Source organism: Cohnella abietis (assembly GCF_004295585.1).
GTDB classification, from domain to species: domain Bacteria; phylum Bacillota; class Bacilli; order Paenibacillales; family Paenibacillaceae; genus Cohnella; species Cohnella abietis.
On the sequence record NZ_AP019400.1, the window covers coordinates 559160 to 582500 of the forward strand.

The window sequence follows — 23341 nt, forward strand, 5'->3', positions numbered from 1 at the left end:
TACATTGTTAAGTAGAAATTAAAGGTTGCTTTTTGGTACAATATAGTCGGTAATTGAGGATTTGACGAAATAAGGTCGACAGCTGGCGGAGATTATACTGGTGGCAAGGTCGTAACTATGACAAAAGGGGATTCATCATGCGATTAAATCAAGCGTACTCCGGCAACGTGTTTATATGTAGCTCAGATGATTATGCAGCTTCCAAAGCTGTTATTTATGGAATGCCTATGGATTATACGGTATCCTTTCGCCCAGGCTCTCGATTCGGCCCTGGTAGAATTCGTGAAGCTTCCGTTGGGTTAGAAGAATATAGCCCTTATCTCGACCGTAGTATCGTTGATCTGGCTTACTTCGATGCTGGTGATCTAATGCTGCCATTCGGTAATGCAGCGAAGAGCCTTGATATTATCGCAGATTTCGTTCGTGGTGTGCTCGCTGACGACAAGATTCCTGTCGGACTTGGTGGGGAGCACCTTGTTAGCTGGCCGGTTATTCAAGAGGTGTACAAGAAGTATCCGGATCTCGCTATTATCCATTTCGATGCCCACACCGATCTGCGTGAGGATTATGAGGGTGAGCCGCTTTCCCACTCCACCCCGTTGCGTAAAGCGGCGGAGCTGATGGGTCCTACGAATATATACCAATTCGGTATTCGTTCTGGATCGAAGGAAGATTGGACATATGCTCAGCAATCGGGCATTCATTTCCATCCGTTCGAGGTGGCTGAGCCATTGAAGCGGGAGCTACCTTCGCTCGAAGGTCGTCCTGTTTACGTGACGATTGATATTGACGTTCTTGACCCATCAGCCGCTCCGGGAACGGGCACAACTGAAGCTGGAGGCATTACCTCGAAGGAGCTGCTTGAGGCTGTTCATGCGATTGCTCGTTCTGGAGTAAATGTTGTCGGCTTCGATCTAGTCGAGGTTGCTCCCATTTATGATCCTACAGAGATGACACCTATCGTCGCTTCGAAGATCATTCGGGAAATGCTGCTAGGATTTGTGAAGTAATCGGATATCTCTATTGAAAATAGCCTCTGAGCACCGCGCATAATGCGGGGGTTCAGAGGCTATTTATTATTTATATAGATCCACTATGGTTACATTTCCTCTGGAGCTTTGATCCCTAGCAAGCTAAGCCCATGCTTTAAGACGTTTGCTACAGCTGCGGCTAAGCTTAATTTGGATAGAATCTCAGCTTCATCTGCGTCGTCGGTGATGATTTTACCGGAATTGTAGAAGCGATTGAAGTCTTTGGCCAGGTCCAGTAGAAATCTTGCCACGGAGAAGGGTTCATTTTCTTTAACTGCTTCCTGCAGTACAGATTCGTAGCGCGATAACGTCTTTAAGCATTCCCACGACGATTCTGATGACAGGTGAGAACCGTCTATGGAATATTTACCGCTTAAAACGTCATAATTCCCTCTCCTGAGCAAAGTACATATACGTGCATGGGTGTATTGAAGATAAGGTCCCGTCTCTCCGTCAAAGCTGACGGCATCCTCCAGATTGAAATCTACGGATAGCTGGCGATGATGCTTCAGATCCCCGAAGATAATAGCGCCAACCCCGACTGCTTCTGCAACCTGCTCTTTATTGGGCAGCTCTGAGTTTTTCTCGTTAATGATCTGTAACGCTCGTTGAACGGCCTCATCCAGAACCTCTTCAAGGAAAACGACCTTCCCTTTGCGAGTGGACATTTTCTTTCCATTAACGGTCATAAGCCCGAATGGGACATGCTGATATTGTCCAGCCCAATCAAAGCCCATCTTGTGTAGCACACTGAATACTTGTTGGAAATGGAGACTTTGTTCCGAGCCGACGACATACAGAACAATGTCAGCATGCAAAGCCTGCTTCCGATATAGGGCGGTAGCCAGATCACGAACTGCGTAAATGGTGGACCCGTCTTTCTTAAGGATGAGGCAAGGTGGAAGTCCTTGATCATCCAGACGTACAATCTGTGCTCCCTCATCTTCTTCTAGTAAAGAGAGCTCCCGAAGCTGGTGAACGACCGGATCTATTTTATCGTTATAGAAGCTCTCACCAGTGAAATGGTCGAAAGACACGTCCAAGCGAGCGTACACGCGGCGAAATTCTTTCATGCTTTCATCGACGAAAAACCGCCACAGATCGAGCGTTTCTGGATCGCCCTGCTCTAGCTTTACGAAGGCCTCGCGGGCTTCATCTTCAAGTTCCTGATGATTTTCTGTTTCCTCATGGAACTTCACGTATAGCCGCAAGCTTTCTTTAATAGGCTCTCGTTCGAGTGCATCCTGCGTGCCCCATCTTTGATATGCGACAATCAGCTTGCCGAACTGAGTACCCCAATCCCCCAGGTGATTGACGTTAATGACCTCATGCCCGGTCGCACGATAAATATTAACTAAGGCATTGCCGATCATGGTAGAGCGCAGGTGTCCAATACCGAACGGCTTGGCGATATTGGGGGATGACATATCGACGACGACACGTTTACCCATCCCGATGCTCGAGTGGCCATAGTTCACTTGGCTTGCGGCTGAAGCAATATCGCTTTTTAATTTCACAGATTTGAAGTTAAGGTTCAAATAACCGCCTGTAGCCGAGGCAACAATATCGGTTTGGCTGGCATTAATCCGTTCAGCAATCTCTCCAGCAATCTTCTGAGGAGATTGTTTAAGCTCCCGAGCAAATGTAAAGCAAGGCAATGAAACGTCGCCCATTTCCTTCTGTGGAGGATATTCTAGCCTAGGAGACAGCTCAGATGGGGATAGACCAACATGCGGTGCGATAAGCTGAGCAGCGATATTAATGAGCATAATGTACAAACCTCCTTGAAAATATAAAAATCCCCCGTCTCGTAAGAGACGGAGGATGATTCCGTGGTACCACTCTATTGGTATTCCCATAGGGAATCCACTCATAGGGTTAACGGCATAAGGCCGGGCTTCCCTACTTCATGTTCAGGAAGCCAACTCCCGAGTGCGCTTCACCCATAACCCGTTGTCGGCTTCCACCTACCCGACTCGCTGAATTCCGGATTTTATGAGCTACTCTCTCGTTCATCGTCTTTTAATTATTTCATTCATTATAGCCATCTCTTCTATTTCTATGCAACAAACAAAATCATCATTTGAATTGACCAACCGATCTGTATATAGTTATAACAAGAGTAAAGGGATTGTGGGAGATGAGAAAATGCCGGACAAACGAAGCGTGACCGTTAGCTTCCAAAGCTGGCAGCAGGAAGGCGCGCAGCAATCCATCCTATCAGGAGAGCTATACAAGCTTCGCTCGGGATGGACGCTTATTTATCGGGAGCCGCCTGACGAGAATGGGATTGAAACGATTAACACCCTTTTCGTCCACGAGAATGAAATACGGCTCAGGAGACGAGGAACCATTTTCCTAGAGCAGAGCTTTCGTGAGGGAGCTACCCTACCGGGTAAGATGGAAACCCCATATGGTTCTCATGATGTAGAAGCTTTAACGTCACTTCTGGAAATAGAACTATCGGATTCCGGGGGCGTTATTGAATGGAAATACGACTTGCTCATGCAAGATCAAGAAGTCGGTAGCTTTCATGTCCGACTCGATATTCAGGAGGAACAAGCAGGATGAGTATATTAGAACAATTGCAGGTTGCCGTTAAAGAGGCACTTGCGGACGCAACTTTGGAAGCGGGACTCGTAGCGACGAAGGATGAGCTCCCAACCATTACATTGGAAGTGCCGAAAGACAAAACACACGGAGATCTAGCGACTAATCTAGCTATGCAATTGACGAAGATCGCTAAGAAAAATCCTCGGCAAATCGCAGAGGCTATTATTGAAAAGCTGGGCACTGGACGAGCGTCCATTCAGTCCGCTGAAATTGCGGGACCAGGATTTATTAATTTTCGACTAGACAAGAGCTATTTGTATCCCATCATTGGTGAGGTATTAACTCAAGGTAAACAATATGGGAACGCCGCTACTAAACAAGGTAAGAAGGTTCAGGTAGAGTTCGTAAGTGCAAATCCGACAGGAAGTCTGCATCTAGGTCATGCCCGGGGAGCGGCAGTAGGGGATGCACTATGCAACGTACTCTCGGCAGCGGGCTGTGATGTTACACGCGAATATTACATTAATGATGCGGGCAACCAAGTCAATAATCTTGCTAAGTCTATAGAGGCTCGGTATCGCCAAGCGTTGGGACAGGCAGTTGAGATGCCGGAGGACGGCTATCATGGTGAGGATATTGTCGGATTTGCCAAGCAATTGGCGGAGCAGGAAGGCGATCGCCTACTCAGCTTGAGTGACGAGGAACGCTTTGATTACTTCCGGACATATGGACTTGAGAAGGAATTGGCGAAAATCAAACGCGATTTAGCGCGCTTTAACGTTCAATTCGACGAATGGTACAGCGAAAGCTCGTTATATGAGAATAATCAAGTAACCGTTGTGCTGGATGCGTTGAAGGCCCAAGGTCACGTCTATGAGCTAGATGGTGCAGTTTGGCTGTCCTCTACGACCTTTGGCGATGATAAAGATAGGGTTCTCGTGAAAAATGACGGAAGCTACACTTATCTGACACCAGATGCTGCGTATCATATGGGGAAATATGCGCAGGGTTATGATGAGATGATTAATATTTGGGGCGCAGACCATCACGGCTACATTCCCCGGATGAAAGCGGCTATGGCTGCACTAGGCAACGACCCAGAAAAGCTCACCGTGCTTATTGCGCAGATGGTTAGTCTGTTCCAAAATGGTGAGAAGGTTAAGATGTCCAAGCGGACGGGTAAGGCGGTAACGATGGAGGATCTCATGGATGAGGTTGGTGTCGATGCCATCCGTTACTTCTTCACTATGCGGAGTATGGATTCCCATCTAGATTTCGATATGGATCTCGCGGTGTCGAAGTCCAATGAAAACCCCGTGTTCTATGTTCAATATGCGCACGCACGTATTTGTAGCATTTTCCGTCAAGCGGAGGAGCAAGGAATTGTTATACGGCCATGGCAGGACGCGACAATATCCAAGCTCGTCACTGAGCAGGAATTCGATCTATTGAGGAAAATAGGTGAGCTGCCAGAGACGATAGCAGAAGCAGCTCGCATATATGCACCACATACCATTATTCGATATGTTTACGAGCTAGCCTCTCTGTTCCATAGCTATTACAAGGCGGAGCGGGTTATCACTGAAGATGTAGAGCAGAGCCAAGCTAGACTGCAATTGCTGGCCGCACTTCAGATCACCCTTGCTAATACGCTTGCCCTTGTAGGGGTATCAGCACCAGATAAAATGTAATTTCAGAGAAGATCTGCAGCTTTAATCATACGCTTCACGTTAAGCTCCCCGGCCATTCGGGGGGCTTTTCTGCTATTTCGCAAAGGCTTGGCAGACCTTTTGATGATGGATTTGATTTGTCCAGGCGTCAAACCAGGCTTAAGAGATAGTAGCAGGGCTATAGCTCCAGTAACATGGGAGGTTGCCATAGAGGTGCCGCTCATCTCGCGATGCTTGCCCCTTAACCACGCAGAAACGATGCGGTCACCGGGGGCATAGATATCTATGAGACTGCTTCGATTGGTAAAGGATGCAATCCGACTTTGTTGGTTAGTTGCGCCTACTGCAATAGTCTTAGTGTAATGAGCCGGATAATCAATCGTTCCTATGCTGCCGTCATTACCTGATGAAGCAACGATTAATATGCCTGAGCGATAGGCATTGTTTACAGCGTTAAGCAGAGATCTACTTTTGGTTTTCATGCCAAAGCTCATATTAACGACATCCATCTGATTGTGAACGCACCACTCAATACCGAGAATAATGTCAGATACGAATGCTGTCCCATTGTGGTCGAATGCTTTGATGGGATGGATTAAAGCGCGAGGCGCAACGCCGATCATTCCTTGCAGCTCATTTGCCGCCGCGATTGTGCCAGAAATATGGGTTCCGTGTCCATTGTCGTCTTGGGGCAGAGCCATTCGATGCAGCAGGTTAATGCCTCGCTCTAGGGAATGTCGTAAATCAGGATGAGTGAAGTCGACCCCTGTATCAATAACGCCGACTTTAACGCGATGTCCTGTTGTGCGGTTCCAAACCTGAGGAGCTTGTATATGCTTTACTCCCCATGGTATTCCCTTCTCTGTAACGACAGAGCCTTTGGGTAAGGCGTGAACGCGCACAGGTATATCCTCCTCCCATAACAGTCTGCCGTTTAATGACGGGGGTAAGTCCCGTGGCTCAGCAGGAAGGGATATTGCCTGAATTAGGTCTAAGTGACGGATGATCGGACGTTTCTGCAAATCAGAGCAATTAGCTTGTTTAGCTTGCATCGTCAGCAGGAATTGTTCGTAATCATCGGGATTTGAGAAACGGAGTATGCCTCTTCGGCTTGGCTCCTCTGCAGAGTAGGGGGAACTCTGGAGCCACTCCACGATATCGCTTGCATCCAATGCGACTTCCCTCCCCGATGAATGTGCAGTCCAAGTGAGCGCGAGTTCATGCTCCCTTTCTGCCGTGTTCTCTACTGTATGAACAGAGGATAATAAAAGCTTGGGAATGTGGCCTTTTTTGGCAGGAAATAGGCGGCGTTCCGTGTCATTTCTGTGCTTCTGACATAGGATGGATGGAGAGTTTCCCGGCGAGACTCTTGGTCATGCCGGTTCCTCCGCCCGCGGAGTGGCCGGGAAGGGATACAGTCGAAAAGCGAAGGTGTTGTCCACTGAGGACACGCCTTCGCTTTTTCGGTTATTCGGAAATGATAAAATTAGTATAAAATCGTAAAAGTCTGTTTCTGCGACTTGCATTTTTAGGCAAAATACGGTTTACTAAAGGTTGACAAATCAAACGTGAAGGTTTTTACCGGCGATTCAAGAAGGTTACGCTATCTGCTTAACTTTCTTTGAGTCACCTGAGCTTAATGTATACCCGTCCAAAGTGAGATGATCGCCATCGGTGCTCGTGCCGTACGCAATCGTTAACATTGACGGCAAAGCTGTTAAGCTTGGTTCACATACAGAGAGGATGGAAGTCACGTGAGCGCCGACTACGTGCTGAAACTCGACTCCGAGAAAATTCGCGAAATGCCGATGGTTGATCTTGCTTATGAATTGCTTAAATCAGCCAACACTCCGTTTTACTATCGCGATCTGATGATTGAAATTGCCAAGATGCGCGGTCTTACCGACAGCCAGGTTACAGACGTAATTGCTCAACTGTATACAGAAATCAATATTGATGGTCGTTTTGCATGTGTTGGAGGTAATGTTTGGGGTCTCAAACGCTGGTACCCTGTAGAACGTTCCGACGATCCAATGAACGGTGGAGCTAAGCGCCCTCGTATCATTAATGATGATGACGACGAAGATGATGATGATCTGTACGGTGAGGAAGAGGATACTGCATCCGCGGATGAAGGTCCTTATGGTCTGTTTGACGAAGAGCGTGAGGAAGTGTTCGAGGAAGGCGAAGAAGCGGCCGAAGCCGATGAGGAAGTTATCATCGAAGAGGACGAGGATTCTGATATCGAGGAAGATCTCGGTGGAAAAGCTGGAGACGAAGACGACGATTTTGATGACGAAGATGATGATGACTTGGCTGACGATGAAGACGAGGATGAGTCATAAAAACGTCATCTAAGAGCTTGCTTTAAGAGTATACGAACGTCCAAAAGATGTGTGTTCGTTTTACTTGACACCGCCCATCCGAGACGGTAAACTTATGCTTGGGCTTTAGAAGCGGGTTTTTCCATAGCATAGGAATTTAAAAAGTGCCCCCATTTATTGGGTGACACTTTTTTCTTTTTTCGCCCTGTTTTTATCAGGGTAAGGCTTAGAAATGTAACGACAATAAGATGCCGCAAGGGCATTACGTGGGAGGTTTCGTACAGGGTGACCAAATATATTTTTGTAACAGGCGGTGTAGTTTCATCGCTCGGCAAGGGCATTACCGCCGCCTCTTTGGGACGGCTGCTTAAGAACCGTGGACTGAAAGTAACCATTCAGAAGTTCGACCCTTATATCAACGTAGATCCAGGTACTATGAGTCCTTACCAGCATGGGGAAGTATTCGTAACCGACGACGGAGCGGAAACCGACCTTGACTTGGGACATTACGAGAGATTTATCGATATTAATCTATCGAAGAATAGCAACGTAACGACTGGTAAAATTTATTCAACTGTTATTAGTAAGGAACGCCGCGGAGAATACTTGGGTGGAACGGTACAAGTTATTCCGCATATTACCAATGAAATTAAAGACCGTGTATTCCGTGCAGGTAAAGAAGCTGGATCCGACGTAGTTATTACGGAAATCGGCGGAACAGTCGGCGATATCGAGAGTTTGCCTTTCCTTGAAGCCATTCGTCAAATCAAGAGCGACATTGGTCGCGATAATGTTATGTATATCCATGTTACGCTTATCCCTTATATTAAGGCTGCCGGTGAAGTGAAAACAAAGCCGACCCAGCATAGCGTTAAGGAGCTTCGTAGTATCGGTATTCAGCCTAACATGATCGTATGTCGGACAGAGTATCCTCTTGCAGAAGATTTGAAGCGGAAAATTGCTTTGTTCTGTGATATTGATGCCAATGCTGTTATTGAATGCCGCGATGCCCCTACATTGTATGAAGTGCCGTTAAACCTTCGTGAGCAAGGCTTGGACGATTATGTCGTTAAGCATTTGAACTTAACGGTTGGCGCTCCTGATATGAAAGAATGGGAAGCGCTCGTTGCCCGTGTGAAATCGCTCAAGAAGACGACTGAAATTGCCATCGTCGGCAAATATGTCGCGCTGCATGATGCTTACCTGAGTATTGTTGAATCCCTTGCGCATGCGGGTATCGACGCAGATGCGGAAGTTAATATTCGTTGGGTTAATGCTGAAGAGATTACTCCAAGTAATGTGGACAAGCTACTCGGCGGTGTTCAAGGTATTCTTGTTCCTGGTGGCTTCGGTGATCGGGGAATCGAGGGTAAGATTACAGCTATTCGTTACTCCCGTGAGAATGGAGTTCCGTTCTTCGGTATTTGTCTTGGTATGCAGGTTGCTGTCATTGATTATGCTCGTAACATGGCTGGTCTTGACGGTGCGAACAGCTCTGAAATCCATCCGGCAACACCTTATCCTGTTATTGATCTTCTGCCTGAGCAGAAGGATATCGAGGATCTTGGCGGAACGATGCGTTTGGGCTTATATCCGTGTAAGCTAGTGCCGGGAAGCTTAGCTGCTCAATGCTATGGGGATGAGCTTGTTTATGAGCGTCATCGTCACCGGTATGAATTTAATAACGAATACCGTGAGCGTATTGAATCCGCTGGGTTGAAGATTTCAGGAACTTCTCCAGATGGACGTTTGGTAGAGATGATCGAGCTTCCGGGACATCCTTGGTTCCTTGCCGTACAATTCCATCCAGAATTTACTTCTCGTCCGAATCGCCCGCAACCATTATTTAGAGAATTCGTTAAGGCGGCTCTTCGTCACTCCGAAGCTTAATTATAGGTATTAAAGAATTTTAATAATGTTAGCTATCGAACCGTTCCGGCTTAGTGCTGGAACGGTTTTTAGAATCCATATCCATTTAACGGCATGATATTAAAGTTGTTTGTAATGGAGAATAATATATATTACAACTCTTCTACATAATTTTTACATGGAAAGAGAAGGAATTTGCACTCTGAATCACGAATAAGGCTACAATAGTGAATCGAGGGGATGAGCTCTTGGATAAAAAGAGATTGTTGATTGTTGATGATCAAGTGGGCATCCGTATTCTATTGTTAGAAGTATTTGCCACAGAGGGTTATGAAACCTTCCAAGCAGCGAATGGTCGAACGGCCTTGGAAATTGTGAGAAGCCATCGTCCGGACCTCGTATTGTTAGATATGAAGATACCGGGAATGGATGGGCTAGAAATACTGAAACAGATCAAGGAGCATGATCGCAGCATTAAGGTGATTATGATGACAGCATATGGTGAGCTTGACATGATCAAGGAAGCAACCGACTTAGGAGCTTTGATGCATTTTACAAAACCGTTCGATATTGATGAAATGAGACTTGCTGTTAATATGCAAATGGGAGAAGGCTCGTCGTCGCGATTTGCTACTGGAAGCTAAGCGATACTGATGCTTCTGTAAGCTCATGGGCGGAAACACCCGTTCGGTTTACTTCGCAAAGTCATTTTGTGTTATAATAACGCAGTATGTACGAGTCGTGAGAAATCGAATGAAATTGCAGGAGGAATTGTAATTATGCCATTAGTATCGATGTCCGAGTTTTTGCCGCAAGCCAAAGCAGGTAAATATGCAGTTGGCCAATTTAACATGAACAATCTTGAGTTTGCTCAAGCTATCACAGATGCAGCAATCGAAGAGAATTCCCCATTTATTTTCGGTGTTAGCGAAGGCGCATTGAAGTATATGGGAATGGAATACACAGTTGCAATCGCTAAGGCAGCGGCTGAGAAATCCGGTCTTCCTATTGCTCTACATCTTGACCACGGTAGCAATTTTGATATTGCAATGAAATGTATCCGTGCTGGTTTCTCTTCTGTTATGTTTGATGGCTCGCACCACAGCTTCGAAGATAACATTCGTTTGACGAAAGAAGTTGTTAAGGCTGCACATGCAATGGGCGTTTCCGTTGAAGGTGAGCTGGGAACAATTGGCGGCGTTGAAGATGATCTTAGCGTTGATGAGGCTGATGCTTCCCTTGCTAAGCCAGAAGAAGCGATCCGTTTCTATGAAGAAACAGGCGTTGACTGCCTAGCTATTGCTGTAGGTACTGCGCACGGTATGTATAAAGGCGAAGTGAAAATCCACTTCGATATCATTAAAGAAGTTGTTGCTGCTATTCCAGTTCCAATCGTTCTTCATGGCGGTTCTGGCGTTCCTGACGAAATGATTCGTGAGGCTATCCAGTCCGGAGCAGGTAAAATCAACGTGAACACCGAGAACCAAGTTGCTTGTACAGAGGCAATCCGTGCAGTGCTTGCTAAAGATGGCCAAGTGTTTGATCCACGTAAATACTTGACACCAGCTCGTAACGCAATGAAAGCAGTCGTTCAAGAGAAAATCCGCTTGTTCGGAAGCAGCAACAAAGCTTAATTCAAATTAACTATCGTTGATATCTTGCGCGGGAAAACGTCTAAAGGCGTTTTCCCGTTCCTTCATGTGTCGATCATTTTCGTCGACACCAACACGAGGAGGAAGACGGCATTTATGGAAAAATTGATGGTCCGGGGAGGCCGACCGCTAAGAGGTACGGTCGGAATCAGCGGCGCGAAGAATAGCGCTGTCGCTCTTATTCCCGCAGCAATACTGGCAGAATCGGAAGTGAGGCTGGACAACCTTCCTCAGTTAAGCGATGTGGCGGTTTATGCGGAGTTGTTAGAAGAGCTTGGAGGTAAGGTTACTTGGAAAGATGATACGATGTCTATCGATCCATCTGCCATGAAATCAGTACCTATGCCTAATGGAAGAGTTAAGATGTTACGGGCATCCTATTATTTAATGGGTGCATTATTAGGGAGATTTGGGGAAGCGACGATTGGACTGCCTGGTGGCTGTAATTTCGAACCGCGCCCGATTGACCAGCATATTAAAGGCTTCGAAGCATTGGGAGCGGAAGTGACCAATGATCATGGATCTATTCGTATCAGAGCTAAAGAATTACGAGGCGCCAAAATTTATTTAGACGTTGTTAGTGTTGGAGCTACGATTAACATTATGTTGGCTGCTTCAAGGGCCAAAGGATTAACCTTGATTGAGAATGCGGCTAAAGAGCCTGAGATTATTGACGTGGCAACCTTGCTAAATGCTATGGGAGCTAAAATAAAAGGCGCTGGAACGGAAACAATCCGTATAGAAGGCGTTCAAGAAATGCATGGCTGTCGGCATTCTATTATTCCCGATCGCATCCAAGCTGGAACATACATGATAGCCGCTGCGGCAACTCGCGGCGATGTCCTTATCGATAATATTATTCCTAAGCATTTAGAAGCTATGACTGCTAAGCTGCAAGAAATGGGTGTCCATGTCTATGAGATGGATGAAGCCATTAGAGTTGTTGGTCAATCTCTCTATGAAGCAGTTGATGTTAAGGCGCTTGTTTATCCGGGATTTGCCACTGACTTGCAATCTCCGATGACTAGCTTGCTTACACAGGCTCGTGGAGTTAGTGTTTTGTCAGACAATGTGTACAACAATCGGTTTAAGCATGTTCCTGAGCTGGCCCGAATGGGCGCGCACATAAGGGTAGAGGGTCGCTCTGCCATTATTGAAGGCAGTCGGCTTAATGCGGCGAAAGTAAGGGCAGCCGATCTCCGTGCTGGAGCTGCGCTTGTTGTTGCTGCTCTAACAGTTGAAGAGGGTACGACTGAGATTACCGGAGTAGAGTACATTGACAGAGGGTATGAACGTCTTGTTACGCAGCTCAGTAACTTGGGTGCGGAAGTTTGGCGCGATGGTTAGAAGTGAATATTTTACCTTTGGAGTAAAAGTGGGGTTTCTATGACCGATTTAATGATGGCCGATTTGGAAGGGATGAAGCTGACGGAGCTATACAAGCTTGCGAAGCAGCACCAAATCAATAATTATGCACAGATGAAAAAGAAGGAACTCATTATCGCCATCCTCCGCGCACAAGCGGAGAGGAGCGGCTTGATGTTCATGGAAGGCGTTCTGGAGGTATTATCTGAAGGCTTCGGGTTCCTAAGACCTATTAATTACTTGCCGAGTGCGGAGGATATTTATATCTCTGCTTCACAGATCCGCAAGTTTGATCTTCGGACAGGTGATCTTGTCTCCGGTAAATGCCGAGCGCCCAAAGAAAGCGAAAGATATTTCGGGCTACTGCAGGTAAATGCCGTTAACGGCGTGACACCAGAAGCAGCTGCTGAACGTCTTCATTTTCCTGCTTTAACCCCGCTGTATCCGCAATCGAAGATTAAGCTTGAAACGTCACCCACCCATCTATCCACTCGCATTATGGATCTTATTGCTCCCGTCGGATTAGGTCAACGTGGATTAATCGTTGCTCAGCCTAAGGCAGGTAAGACTTTACTGCTTAAGGAAATTGCTAACAGTATCTCGATTAACCATCCAGAAATTGATTTATTCGTGCTTCTTATCGACGAGCGTCCGGAGGAAGTGACGGATATGCAGCGTTCGGTCAAGGGGGAAGTTATTGCGTCCACCTTCGACGAGGTTCCGGAAAATCATATTAAGGTTGCTGAGCTGGTATTGGAGCGGGCACTTCGTTTAGTAGAGCATAAGCGTGATGTCGTTATTCTATTGGATAGCATCACGAGACTTGCGCGGGCGTATAATCTCGTTGTTCCACCATCTGGACGCACATTGTCTGGGGGAATTGATCCGGCTGCATTCCATCGTCCTAAGCGGTTTTTTGGCTCGGCGCGTAACATTGAAGAAGGTGGAAGCCTGACCATTCTTGCTACAGCGCTAGTTGAAACGGGATCACGTATGGATGATATTATTTATGAGGAGTTTAAGGGTACTGGTAACATGGAGCTGCATCTAGATCGTAAGCTCTCAGAACGCCGGATTTTCCCTGCTCTCGATATTAGACGTTCGGGTACAAGACGTGAGGAATTGCTGTTGGATAAAGAAGCGCTCGACAAGCTATGGGCGATTCGTAAGAGCATGAATGATTCCATGGAGTACGTTGAAGGGTTTCTTAAGAAGCTTTCCAACACCAAAACAAATCAAGAGTTTCTTGATTCGCTGGACACCAGCGGGGGACCGGTTTCACCTAGCCCTTCACCTAGCTCTGGTGGAGGACGCCGCCCGCCGCGCAGCAGCTCCTCTTAGAGTGAGCTCTTAAGCGGAGATAGAGGAGGGCCTAGCATATGCATCTGGTATACGCAGACGAACAAGGTAATGTATTCGACCATCCTGAGCTGTTCGGAATAGCTCGTAGCGGTAATGATCTCGTGGAGCTTCTCGAAGAGGAGCTAATTCCTTTGCCAGCAGGAGCGACTCTAGTTGGTCTTCCGTTTACCCGACCGATCGGAATGGATCCGGTTAGCGGTGAAATGAAATTAATTCCTGGTGCTTATCAGGCGGTAGGGGCGTTGCTTCCGCAAGGCTTCACCCGCTTTTATGTTCCAGGATATTCTAAGACGGATAAGACGCAGAAATTTCCTTTATTCGGATATACGGCTGTCGTGTGGAAAGACGACGGCTTCTACGTGGCTGCGGGGCAGAGTGATGATCCTGAGCCATGGAATCCGGAAAATTGTGATCGAGCAGACTTGGAAATTCAAGTCGATCGTCTGCTTAAAACCTATCCGGACAATAAGCTATATAAGCACCTTTCTCACTGTGCACTAGAGTATGAATGCCTAACAGCTTCAAATACTTTTTTGCAACGCTTGGAGGGTGCCGTGCCTGTGTCCTTCTCCTGTAATGCCGGCTGTTATGGCTGTATTTCGGAGCAACCCGATGATAGTGGGTTTGTGGCGCCGCAGACTCGTCTTAAATTTAAGCCAGATGTTGAAGAAGTCGTCGAGATTATGCTTGAGCACTTAACGGAGCCTCGTTCGATAATCAGCTTCGGCCAAGGCTGCGAGGGAGAGCCCTCTACGCAAGCTCGAACAATTATCGAGGCGATTAAACGCGTACGAGAGAAAACCTCTCTTGGCTACATTAATATAAATACAAACGCAGGATTGTCGGATCATATGAGGGCTATAACCGATGCGGGCCTAAATCTTATGCGTGTAAGTACAATCAGTGCTTTAGACGAGCATTATAATGCTTACTATAAGCCTCGTGGCTATACGCTTAAGAATGTAGAGAAATCACTGAAATACGCAACAGATAAAGGCGTATACACTTCAATTAACTATTTAATTTTCCCTGGTGTAACCGACCGTGAGGAAGAAATTGAAGCAATGATTGGCTTTGCGCGTAGAACGGGTTTGAAATTAATTCAAATGCGGAACCTTAATATTGATCCGGATGCTTATCTCGCGCTAATCCCACCCGCACAGGGCGAAATCTATGGGATGAAAACATTGCTGGATATCTATCGTCAGGAGCTTCCAGATGTAGTCATTGGCTCCTATACTCATGTTCCGCCACTGGTGTAGTACTGCTCGTGTTCCTGGCTTGGCAATCCTGCCTAATATCGGATAGTTGTCAGCATGAGAACACCGTGATACAATGTCATCATGTGTCTATTACTCTGGATCCGCATGAGATTCAGGGCAGAAAGAAGGTGAACCCTTTGAAACCATCCATTCATCCGCAATACAATGTGATTACGGCATCTTGCGCATGCGGAAACACTTTCGAAACTGGTTCGATTAAATCGGCCCTTAAAGTAGAAATTTGTTCAGCTTGCCACCCGTTCTACACAGGTAAACAGAAGTTTATCGATGCAGGCGGTCGCGTAGACAAGTTTAAGAAAAAATACGGCATTTAATGATTTTACCGATAGCATGTGTCAATTCACATGCGGTAGTCAGATCAGGTGTGGCTGCAAGCTAATGCTGAAAGGCACGCTCAACCCACTTGAAAAAATGGCTGTATAGAGATAAGCCTCCCTAGGTATCCTACCGGATAAAGGGAGGTTTTTTTTCATGCGGAAGCACTGGAAAATAATGATTTTGATGGTTACGGCGTTATGCGCATTAATGGCTATATCCGGCTGCGGAAGCCATTCTGCGAAAGGAACGAATGGCGTGAAGACCCAGTCTTATCGCAATGACGGCCAGCTAGGAACAATGAGTAAAAATTCAAAGCTTCCCGGCCATCACATAGTGACTAACTATGAGACGGATACAGTTACCATGAAGCAAGCGATTAAGAAGGTTCCCGGAGTAGCAGATTCTAACGTTACATTTAATGGTGCTGATGCTTACGTGACGATCAAGCTGGAGAAGGATTTAAGACCTCAGCAAGTCCCAACGGTAGAGCAACAAGCAGCTACAGTGCTAAGATTTAACTATCCTAGATACACCATTCATGTATATTCAATGAAATAATGCGGATTTTTCTTGAGGGAACTGCTTCCATCGGTTGCACTTCCTCCTGCAATTCGCTATACTTAGTTTTGCCGTGCTAGACGGGGAGGTAGCGGTGCCCTGTAACTCGCAATCCGCTCCAGCGAGGTTGAATTCCTGTTTTAGGTTTTGTGATGCAGGTTCCGGTAGGTTTCGTGTCGTGTTGACGGCAGGGTCCTCCGCGAGGGACGGCCATGAACCCGGTCAGGTCCGGAAGGAAGCAGCCATAAGTGGTTTAGTTCTTGTGTTGGAGGGTAGCTCGGCCTGAGCGACTCACTCTTATTCGGCTGGATCACAATTATCAAGATCAGGTGCACGGTCCTACTAAGCAAATACGCATATTGATAATAGCGTGAATAAAGCATTCTGCGGAAGAATTAGCCCGCAGAATGCTTTTTTTTATGCCGTTTAGCAGAAAATACTTCTAATGTCATAGGTCCGAAGGAGGGAACACAACCTGATATACCGAATATTTACATTTGTATTGGCTCGTCGAGCGGAGGTGAATAAATGATGGACGAATCCAAGCAAGAGTTTTATATTCAGCAGTTTGCGAATCGTTTTCTTGCTTTGGAAGGTACTGGGGTACTGATATTGGATTCTGAATTTCGGATTGTGGAAATCAGTGAAATGGTTTGTGCAGTGTTCGGATGTAATCGAGCGGATCTAGTGGATAAGCCTGTTGAAGAATGGTTCGAGGGGCTGTCTCTTAAGCCTAAACCATTTGACAGAAGCTTGCTTCACGGCGCGACCTTTCGAAACCGAAGCTTGAGCTGGAATCGGAATAAGATAAGTCATGAGCTTATGCTGGATGGTGAGGTGCTTGAATTTAATGGGGTAACGACAGGAGCGTTCGTCCTCTTTCGGGATGTCTCTCATATGATGACCTTGGAGGAGCAAATAAGACGCTCGGATCGGTTGAAAACAATTGGTCAGATTGCAGCAGGCACCGCTCACGAAATTCGCAATCCTCTAACAGCTATCAAAGGATTCATGCAGCTACTGAATAAAGCCCTCACAGATCGAAGTATGAGCAAGGAGCAAAAGTTTGTTGGCATTGTATTGTCTGAGCTTGAAAGAGTAAATGAGTTGGTGAGTGAATTCCTATTGCTGAGCAAGCCAAAGGAAATTAAACGTGTTCCTTTAAGAATTGGCCAAGTGCTGCAGGAAATTCTCCCTATGATTCGAAATGAAGCTCTGATGTACAACGTGACCGTGCTTTATTATCCTAAACCTGAACTGCTCCCCATTTTGGCCGACAAAGAACTGCTAAAGCAGGTATTTCTTAATCTAGGAAAAAATGCAATTGAAGCGATGGTCGGAGGAGGGACATTAATAATTCGCGAATGCAGTCATCCAGATGAGCCTAACAAAATTGCGGTAGAGATTTGTGATACAGGGACGGGAATAGAGGCAGATGTGCTAGAGAAGGTGTTTGATCCTTTTTTTACGACAAAGTCACAAGGGACTGGCTTGGGTCTTTCGGTGTGCCAGCGGATCGTTCATGATTTGGGCGGGAGCATTGAGGTGTCGTCGGACGTGGAAGGGACGCAATTTACGGTATGTTTGTCATATGCCTCTGGAGAGCTAGAGCAGGAATTAAAAGCTAGCGGTGGAGAGCGCTCACCTGATGATGTATAATGAATGAAACGACAAGTTGACGGGAGCGACAAGCAATGGCACATCTTGCTTTGTACCGGGCCTGGCGTCCCCAGACGTTCCAGGACATGGTCGGGCAGCAACATATCGTACAGACGCTGCAAAATGCAATCCGTGAAGATCGCCTCTCCCATGCGTACTTGTTCAGCGGTCCGAGAGGAACTGGGAAGACAAGCGCTGCCAAAATATTGGCTAAAGCCGTTAACTGTGAGCGTGGTCCAGCTCTAGAGCCATGTAATGAGTGCTCGCAATGTGAACGGATTACGAGCGGTTCGGTTATGGATGTTGTCGAGATTGATGCGGCATCCAATCGCGGGGTTGAAGAGATTCGGGACATTCGGGACAAGGTGAAATACTCGCCCACAGAAGTGCGGCGTAAAGTTTATATTATCGATGAAGTACACATGCTGACGACGGAAGCCTTTAACGCCTTGCTCAAGACATTGGAAGAGCCGCCTGGTCATGTGATGTTTATATTAGCTACGACAGAGCCTCATAAGCTTCCACCAACGATTATCTCGCGTTGCCAGCGGTTTGATTTTCGCCGGGTGTCGTTAGAGGAACAGACTGGGCGCCTTCAAGAAATAAGTGATAAGGAACAGATTACGGCGGAGCAAGAGGCACTTCGTTATATCGCCCGTTTATCCGACGGGGGGATGCGCGATGCTGTGAGCCTGTTGGATCAGATATCCTCGTTCACTGGAGGCCAAGTTACGCTGGAGCAAGCGATTGAAGCAACGGGCGGACTGCCCTCAGAGCAATTCGCTAGACTGGCGATGGCTATACGTGAGAGTGATGCCGCTAAGGTATTAATTGAAATCGATGAAATGATGAAGGCTGGCAAAAGCGCTGACAAATGCTTAGAGCAGCTCATGCATTACTTCCGTGATCTGCTGCTGGCTCAGTTGGCGCCAGATGCAGGTGATTCATCCGGAAGGATTGCCAATCCAGCTGAGTTAAAAGAGATGTCCAAAGCATTTTCTAGAGAGCGGTTATTTGCTATCATTGATTTGCTTAATCGTTATCAGAATGAAATGAAGTATGCGGCTCATCCACAAACGATGTTTGAGATTGCACTCCTAAAGCTATGCTCTGATAATCCAAGCGTGGGGGCTGCAGATGCAACATCCAGTAACAGTGCTGCAGACACAAGCCATGTTCGCGGAGAGCTGGGCCAACTAAGGCAGCAATTGGCTGCTTTGGAAAGCAAGCTGGGAGCTTTAGCAAGCGGTGGGTTTACTCCAGCTTCAGCTGGAGGGGGCTCTTCCTCGCAAGCAGCTGGCAATAGGAATGCACGAGGCAGCTCGCCTGGAAATGGTGGAGCAGGTCAAGCGCCTCGAATTGCAGCCATACCTAAGTTGAAGCTAAATGCTTATGTAGAGGCTCGAACCTCTGCAGGACAATCGTTGGCCAAATGGCCGCAGATTCTTCAGAGAGTTAAGGAGGAGCGGGTAACCGTTCATGCTTGGCTCGTTGACGGGGAACCTGTCTCCATGGCGGAGAACACAATTGTGGTAGCTTTCCGGAATACCATTCATCGCGAAACAACGGAGAGACCCGCTAACAAAGGCGTTATCGAAGGGGTTCTAAGCTCTATTTTCGGAAATCCGACTCAGCTTCTTACCGTTATGCAGAAAGATTGGCAAGAGGCTGTGGCGGAAAGCACGGGTTCCCCGAAGGCAGATTCGTTAGTTGGAGAAGAGTTATTGCTTGTGCCGGACGATGAAGCTGCGGGAAAGAGTGAGCCTTGGATTGATGAGGCCGTTCGGTTGTTTGGAGATCAATTAGTTACAATAAAAGATGACTAGGGAGGATTTTAGAGATGAATAACATGAACCAAATGATGAAGCAAGTGAAGAAGATGCAGGAGCAAATGATGAAGGCGCAGGAAGAGCTAGGCACCAAAACAATTGAGGGCACAGCAGGTGGCGGTGTAGTTACGGTTTCTATTAACGGACACAAAAAGCTGCTTGATATTAAGATTAAACCGGAAGCCGTTGATCCAGAAGACATTGAAATGCTACAGGATTTAGTTCTTACAGCTGTTAATGATGCTTTATCTAAAGCGGATGAGATTGCTAACCAAGATATGGGCAAGTATACCGGGGGCATGAAGATCCCTGGATTGTTCTAGGTCTAAATCCAGCTACGCTTCATAGTTGAGATCAACTGGGAAACGATGATTAGAGGAGACTAGAGCCTTGTTTTATCCTGAACCGATTGCCAAGCTGATTGAATCTTTTTCTCGTCTTCCGGGCATCGGGCCAAAGACGGCGGCTAGGCTAGCCTTTTACGTGTTGCGAATGAAGGAAGAAGATGTAATCGATTTTGCCAAGGCGCTCGTTAGTGTCAAACGGAATTTAACCTATTGTTCTGTTTGCTGTAATATTACAGACACCGACCCTTGTCGTATATGCTCTGATAAGTCTAGGGACGTTTCTGTTATCTGTGTTGTTCAGGAGCCCAAGGATCAAGTAGCTATGGAAAGAACCCGAGAATTCAAAGGACAGTATCATGTACTTAATGGTGCGATTTCTCCTATGGACGGGTTGGGGCCTGATGACATTCGTATAGCAGAGCTCGTTCGTAGGCTCGGTGATGAGCGTGTACAGGAGCTTATTCTAGCTACTAACCCCAATATTGAAGGCGAAGCGACTGCGATGTACCTTTCTCGGCTAGTTAAGCCGTTCGGTATTAGAGTCACCCGTATAGCGCATGGGCTGCCAGTTGGCGGAGATTTGGAATATGCGGATGAGGTTACGATTTCCAAAGCATTGGAAGGTCGTAGGGAGCTGTATTAGCGTTTGTTGAATAGTTTGGTTACTGATGACGCCCTCGGGCGTCTTTTTGTTTGTAGTTCTAAGCGCATGGATGCGGGTATAGAAATAGTAATGGGTTGTCCATTATTAGGGCGATACGGTGTTTGATGCGGGAGGGATTGTCATGCGATGGCGTATAAAGCGTAAGTTGACCTCGGTTGAATCGTTAGAAAGTCAAAGATTAATAGAAGATGTCCGTAGAGCAGAGCAAGAGTGGAGTCTGGCAGAGTGGAGATTTCATCATGCGCTAGGGGAAGATCAAGTGGATTATACAATCTATTGTCTAGAGGCTGCGGAGAAAAAATTGAGTATGCTGCTCAGGCAAGCGAAGTGGCATTGGAGCTTCAAAAATACGCAAGGAGAAAGCAGGGGAGTGGAATGAAGATGTTCTGGCTTATTCTCCTTATCGTTTCTAGCTCTACATTGGGTCTTCTTTTGCTGAAAAAGAATGTGCCCAAAGGTTGGCTAATGCGCTTCAGTATTCATTTAGTTGCGGCGGCGATGGTTCTGTATGCTCTAAACTTCTCGGGCTGGGTAACAGGTTGGTACGTTCCGTTAAATCCATTTACGATTGGAACTGTCGCTGTGCTTGGACTGCCGGGTATTGGATTGGTATTGGGGCTGCAATGGACTCTTCTCGTATGAAATGGCTTGTGGGAGTAAGTGATTTTCGATTTATAAAAAGCCCAGGAATGGTAGTGGAGGCTATTGGAGACAGTAGTTATTAGTCCCTGGAGGCCTATCCAGAGCATGCTCTACAAATTAATTCAGTTATTTTGTTGATTATTGTTGACTAGGCTCTGATCTATATGATACATTATATCTCGCGCCTGTTAGGCAAGCATGAACGTCTGTTGGACGGACATGATTCCTAATAGAGAACACGAGAAACTGGTAGAAATTACTTGTTGCAAAGTGTGCAAGCGATGTGGTATATTATAAAAGTCGCCGTTAGCGATAACGGGACAAAATGGTAAGACAAATTGTTCTTTGAAAACTGAACATTGAGCGTAAGAAAACGAACAAAACGTCGGAAGATAACTTCGGTTATCGGAAGACAAACCAGTTGTAAAGATTGAGCCTCAAAGGCTCTTTAATACGAGACTTCGGTCTCACTATTATGGAGAGTTTGATCCTGGCTCAGGACGAACGCTGGCGGCGTGCCTAATACATGCAAGTCGAACGGATCTTGTTTAGAAGCTTGCTTCTAAACTTGGTTAGTGGCGGACGGGTGAGTAACACGTAGGCAACCTGCCCATAAGATCGGGATAACATTCGGAAACGAATGCTAAGACCGGATAAACAATTTGATCGCATGGTCGAATTGGGAAACGCGGAGTAATCTGCGGCTTGTGGATGGGCCTGCGGCGCATTAGCTAGTTGGTGGGGTAATGGCTCACCAAGGCGACGATGCGTAGCCGACCTGAGAGGGTGAACGGCCACACTGGGACTGAGACACGGCCCAGACTCCTACGGGAGGCAGCAGTAGGGAATCTTCCACAATGGGCGAAAGCCTGATGGAGCAACGCCGCGTGAGTGAGGAAGGCTTTCGGGTCGTAAAGCTCTGTTGCCAGGGAAGAATAAGGGTGAGAGTAACTGCTCATCCGATGACGGTACCTGAGAAGAAAGCCCCGGCTAACTACGTGCCAGCAGCCGCGGTAATACGTAGGGGCAAGCGTTGTCCGGATTTATTGGGCGTAAAGCGCGCGCAGGCGGTTCTTTAAGTCTGGTGTCTAAGTGCGGGGCTCAACCCCGTGATGCACTGGAAACTGGGGAACTTGAGTGCAGAAGAGGAGAGCGGAATTCCACGTGTAGCGGTGAAATGCGTAGAGATGTGGAGGAACACCAGTGGCGAAGGCGGCTCTCTGGACTGTAACTGACGCTGAGGCGCGAAAGCGTGGGGAGCAAACAGGATTAGATACCCTGGTAGTCCACGCTGTAAACGATGAGTGCTAGGTGTTGGGGGTATCATGCCCTCGGTGCCGAAGTTAACACATTAAGCACTCCGCCTGGGGAGTACGGTCGCAAGACTGAAACTCAAAGGAATTGACGGGGACCCGCACAAGCAGTGGAGTATGTGGTTTAATTCGAAGCAACGCGAAGAACCTTACCAGGTCTTGACATCCCTCTGAATCCTCTAGAGATAGAGGCGGCCTTCGGGACAGAGGAGACAGGTGGTGCATGGTTGTCGTCAGCTCGTGTCGTGAGATGTTGGGTTAAGTCCCGCAACGAGCGCAACCCCTAAACTTAGTTGCCAGCAGGTTAAGCTGGGCACTCTAGGTTGACTGCCGGTGACAAACCGGAGGAAGGCGGGGATGACGTCAAATCATCATGCCCCTTATGACCTGGGCTACACACGTACTACAATGGCCGGTACAACGGGCTGCGAAACCGCGAGGTGGAGCCAATCCCAACAAAGCCGGTCTCAGTTCGGATTGCAGGCTGCAACTCGCCTGCATGAAGTCGGAATTGCTAGTAATCGCGGATCAGCATGCCGCGGTGAATACGTTCCCGGGTCTTGTACACACCGCCCGTCACACCACGAGAGTTTACAACACCCGAAGTCGGTGGGGTAACCCGCAAGGGAGCCAGCCGCCGAAGGTGGGGTAGATGATTGGGGTGAAGTCGTAACAAGGTAGCCGTATCGGAAGGTGCGGCTGGATCACCTCCTTTCTAAGGAACCCTTCGGGGTTATAAAAGTCCATAGCTGCTTCGGCAGGATGGCAATTCGTTTCTTACGCTCAAGTTCAGTTTTGAAAGAGCAATACACTCTTTCTTTAGAAAGCCGGTTTGGTGGCAACGGCGGAGGGGTTCCACGCGTTCCCATCTCGAACACGACCGTTAAGCCCTCCAGCGCCAA

Annotated in this window: 20 protein-coding genes, 2 rRNA genes, 1 other RNA gene and 1 other annotated feature (1 of these 24 only partly in view); of the genes, 21 read left to right on the forward strand and 2 right to left on the reverse strand. The window is 47.2% G+C overall.

Annotated elements, in window-relative coordinates; genetic code table 11:
• The first annotated feature begins 137 nt into the window (after positions 1 to 137).
• Positions 138 to 1010, forward strand: coding sequence for an agmatinase (gene speB / locus KCTCHS21_RS02345; protein WP_130604949.1), 873 nt, complete (start codon positions 138 to 140; stop codon positions 1008 to 1010).
• A gap of 89 nt (positions 1011 to 1099) precedes the next feature.
• Here the strand turns inward: speB and argS (KCTCHS21_RS02350) are convergent, their stop codons facing one another.
• Positions 1100 to 2800: an arginine--tRNA ligase gene (gene argS / locus KCTCHS21_RS02350; protein WP_130604950.1), complete on the reverse strand. Its 1701-nt coding sequence runs from the start codon at positions 2798 to 2800 to the stop codon at positions 1100 to 1102.
• Between the two features lie 41 nt (positions 2801 to 2841).
• Positions 2842 to 3056 (reverse strand) — a binding site (T-box leader).
• 123 nt (positions 3057 to 3179) lie between these two features.
• Between argS (KCTCHS21_RS02350) and KCTCHS21_RS02355 the strand changes: the two genes are divergently transcribed.
• Positions 3180 to 3602 carry a YwiB family protein gene (locus tag KCTCHS21_RS02355; protein WP_157993923.1) on the forward strand — a complete coding sequence of 141 codons (423 nt, stop codon included), beginning with the start codon at positions 3180 to 3182 and terminating at the stop codon, positions 3600 to 3602.
• Positions 3599 to 5275: an arginine--tRNA ligase gene (gene argS, locus KCTCHS21_RS02360; protein WP_130604952.1), complete on the forward strand. Its 1677-nt coding sequence runs from the start codon at positions 3599 to 3601 to the stop codon at positions 5273 to 5275. Before KCTCHS21_RS02355 ends, argS (KCTCHS21_RS02360) begins: the two co-directional genes overlap by 4 nt.
• 2 nt (positions 5276 to 5277) lie before the next feature.
• Here argS (KCTCHS21_RS02360) and KCTCHS21_RS02365 read toward each other — a convergent pair whose 3' ends face one another.
• Entirely contained in the window at positions 5278 to 6426 is a 1149-nt protein-coding gene (locus tag KCTCHS21_RS02365) for a S8 family peptidase (protein ID WP_232058049.1), read from the reverse strand.
• A 582-nt stretch (positions 6427 to 7008) separates the two neighbouring features.
• Between KCTCHS21_RS02365 and rpoE the strand changes: the two genes are divergently transcribed.
• The 18 genes from rpoE to rrf form a co-directional block, all read left to right on the forward strand.
• On the forward strand, positions 7009 to 7599 hold the full coding sequence (rpoE, locus tag KCTCHS21_RS02370) for a DNA-directed RNA polymerase subunit delta (protein WP_130604953.1): 591 nt from the start codon (positions 7009 to 7011) through the stop codon (positions 7597 to 7599).
• A 264-nt stretch (positions 7600 to 7863) separates the two neighbouring features.
• Positions 7864 to 9468, forward strand: a complete 1605-nt coding sequence (locus KCTCHS21_RS02375) for a CTP synthase (protein ID WP_130604954.1) — start codon at positions 7864 to 7866, stop codon at positions 9466 to 9468.
• 227 nt (positions 9469 to 9695) lie between these two features.
• Complete coding sequence (locus KCTCHS21_RS02380) at positions 9696 to 10091, forward strand: response regulator (RefSeq protein ID WP_130604955.1); 396 nt, start codon at positions 9696 to 9698, stop codon at positions 10089 to 10091.
• A 135-nt stretch (positions 10092 to 10226) separates the two neighbouring features.
• Complete coding sequence (fba, locus tag KCTCHS21_RS02385) at positions 10227 to 11081, forward strand: class II fructose-1,6-bisphosphate aldolase (protein ID WP_130604956.1); 855 nt, start codon at positions 10227 to 10229, stop codon at positions 11079 to 11081.
• A gap of 114 nt (positions 11082 to 11195) precedes the next feature.
• On the forward strand, positions 11196 to 12446 hold the full coding sequence (locus KCTCHS21_RS02390; protein WP_130604957.1) for a UDP-N-acetylglucosamine 1-carboxyvinyltransferase: 1251 nt from the start codon (positions 11196 to 11198) through the stop codon (positions 12444 to 12446).
• Between the two features lie 39 nt (positions 12447 to 12485).
• Entirely contained in the window at positions 12486 to 13805 is a 1320-nt protein-coding gene (gene rho / locus KCTCHS21_RS02395) for a transcription termination factor Rho (RefSeq protein WP_130604958.1), read from the forward strand.
• Positions 13806 to 13843: 38 nt separating this feature from the next.
• Positions 13844 to 15088 carry a radical SAM family protein gene (locus tag KCTCHS21_RS02400; RefSeq protein ID WP_130604959.1) on the forward strand — a complete coding sequence of 415 codons (1245 nt, stop codon included), beginning with the start codon at positions 13844 to 13846 and terminating at the stop codon, positions 15086 to 15088.
• A gap of 137 nt (positions 15089 to 15225) precedes the next feature.
• Positions 15226 to 15423 (forward strand): 50S ribosomal protein L31, encoded by a 198-nt coding sequence (gene rpmE / locus KCTCHS21_RS02405; protein ID WP_130604960.1) that lies wholly within the window; start codon positions 15226 to 15228, stop codon positions 15421 to 15423.
• 157 nt (positions 15424 to 15580) lie between these two features.
• A complete protein-coding gene (locus KCTCHS21_RS02410; protein WP_130604961.1) occupies positions 15581 to 15985 on the forward strand; it encodes a hypothetical protein in 405 nt (134 codons plus the stop codon).
• 71 nt (positions 15986 to 16056) lie between these two features.
• An RNA gene (ffs, locus tag KCTCHS21_RS02415) (signal recognition particle sRNA large type) lies at positions 16057 to 16322 on the forward strand.
• Positions 16323 to 16513: 191 nt separating this feature from the next.
• Entirely contained in the window at positions 16514 to 17644 is a 1131-nt protein-coding gene (locus KCTCHS21_RS02420; RefSeq protein ID WP_130604962.1) for a two-component system sensor histidine kinase NtrB, read from the forward strand.
• 35 nt (positions 17645 to 17679) lie between these two features.
• Entirely contained in the window at positions 17680 to 19470 is a 1791-nt protein-coding gene (dnaX, locus tag KCTCHS21_RS02425) for a DNA polymerase III subunit gamma/tau (protein ID WP_130604963.1), read from the forward strand.
• A 14-nt stretch (positions 19471 to 19484) separates the two neighbouring features.
• Complete coding sequence (locus tag KCTCHS21_RS02430) at positions 19485 to 19796, forward strand: YbaB/EbfC family nucleoid-associated protein (protein ID WP_130604964.1); 312 nt, start codon at positions 19485 to 19487, stop codon at positions 19794 to 19796.
• 67 nt (positions 19797 to 19863) lie between these two features.
• Positions 19864 to 20463, forward strand: a complete 600-nt coding sequence (gene recR, locus KCTCHS21_RS02435) for a recombination mediator RecR (protein WP_130604965.1) — start codon at positions 19864 to 19866, stop codon at positions 20461 to 20463.
• A 142-nt stretch (positions 20464 to 20605) separates the two neighbouring features.
• Positions 20606 to 20863: a DUF2508 family protein gene (locus tag KCTCHS21_RS02440; RefSeq protein ID WP_130604966.1), complete on the forward strand. Its 258-nt coding sequence runs from the start codon at positions 20606 to 20608 to the stop codon at positions 20861 to 20863.
• Complete coding sequence (locus KCTCHS21_RS02445) at positions 20860 to 21126, forward strand: pro-sigmaK processing inhibitor BofA family protein (RefSeq protein WP_130604967.1); 267 nt, start codon at positions 20860 to 20862, stop codon at positions 21124 to 21126. Before KCTCHS21_RS02440 ends, KCTCHS21_RS02445 begins: the two co-directional genes overlap by 4 nt.
• 472 nt (positions 21127 to 21598) lie before the next feature.
• Positions 21599 to 23154: ribosomal RNA gene (locus tag KCTCHS21_RS02450) — 16S ribosomal RNA — on the forward strand.
• 116 nt (positions 23155 to 23270) lie between these two features.
• A 5S ribosomal RNA gene (gene rrf, locus KCTCHS21_RS02455) occupies positions 23271 to 23341 on the forward strand; it runs 46 nt beyond the window's last position.

Coding starts and splice junctions, on each gene's coding strand:
- KCTCHS21_RS02390 (WP_130604957.1), top strand. CDS start 11,196: ATGGAAAAATTGATGGTCCGGGGAGGCCGACCGCTAAGAGGTACGGTC.
- KCTCHS21_RS02400 (WP_130604959.1), top strand. CDS start 13,844: ATGCATCTGGTATACGCAGACGAACAAGGTAATGTATTCGACCATCCT.
- KCTCHS21_RS02355 (WP_157993923.1), top strand. CDS start 3,180: ATGCCGGACAAACGAAGCGTGACCGTTAGCTTCCAAAGCTGGCAGCAG.
- fba (WP_130604956.1), top strand. CDS start 10,227: ATGCCATTAGTATCGATGTCCGAGTTTTTGCCGCAAGCCAAAGCAGGT.
- dnaX (WP_130604963.1), top strand. CDS start 17,680: ATGGCACATCTTGCTTTGTACCGGGCCTGGCGTCCCCAGACGTTCCAG.
- speB (WP_130604949.1), top strand. CDS start 138: ATGCGATTAAATCAAGCGTACTCCGGCAACGTGTTTATATGTAGCTCA.
- argS (WP_130604950.1), bottom strand. CDS start 2,800: ATGCTCATTAATATCGCTGCTCAGCTTATCGCACCGCATGTTGGTCTA.
- KCTCHS21_RS02430 (WP_130604964.1), top strand. CDS start 19,485: ATGAATAACATGAACCAAATGATGAAGCAAGTGAAGAAGATGCAGGAG.
- rho (WP_130604958.1), top strand. CDS start 12,486: ATGACCGATTTAATGATGGCCGATTTGGAAGGGATGAAGCTGACGGAG.
- argS (WP_130604952.1), top strand. CDS start 3,599: ATGAGTATATTAGAACAATTGCAGGTTGCCGTTAAAGAGGCACTTGCG.
- KCTCHS21_RS02445 (WP_130604967.1), top strand. CDS start 20,860: ATGAAGATGTTCTGGCTTATTCTCCTTATCGTTTCTAGCTCTACATTG.
- KCTCHS21_RS02410 (WP_130604961.1), top strand. CDS start 15,581: ATGCGGAAGCACTGGAAAATAATGATTTTGATGGTTACGGCGTTATGC.
- KCTCHS21_RS02440 (WP_130604966.1), top strand. CDS start 20,606: ATGCGATGGCGTATAAAGCGTAAGTTGACCTCGGTTGAATCGTTAGAA.
- KCTCHS21_RS02420 (WP_130604962.1), top strand. CDS start 16,514: ATGATGGACGAATCCAAGCAAGAGTTTTATATTCAGCAGTTTGCGAAT.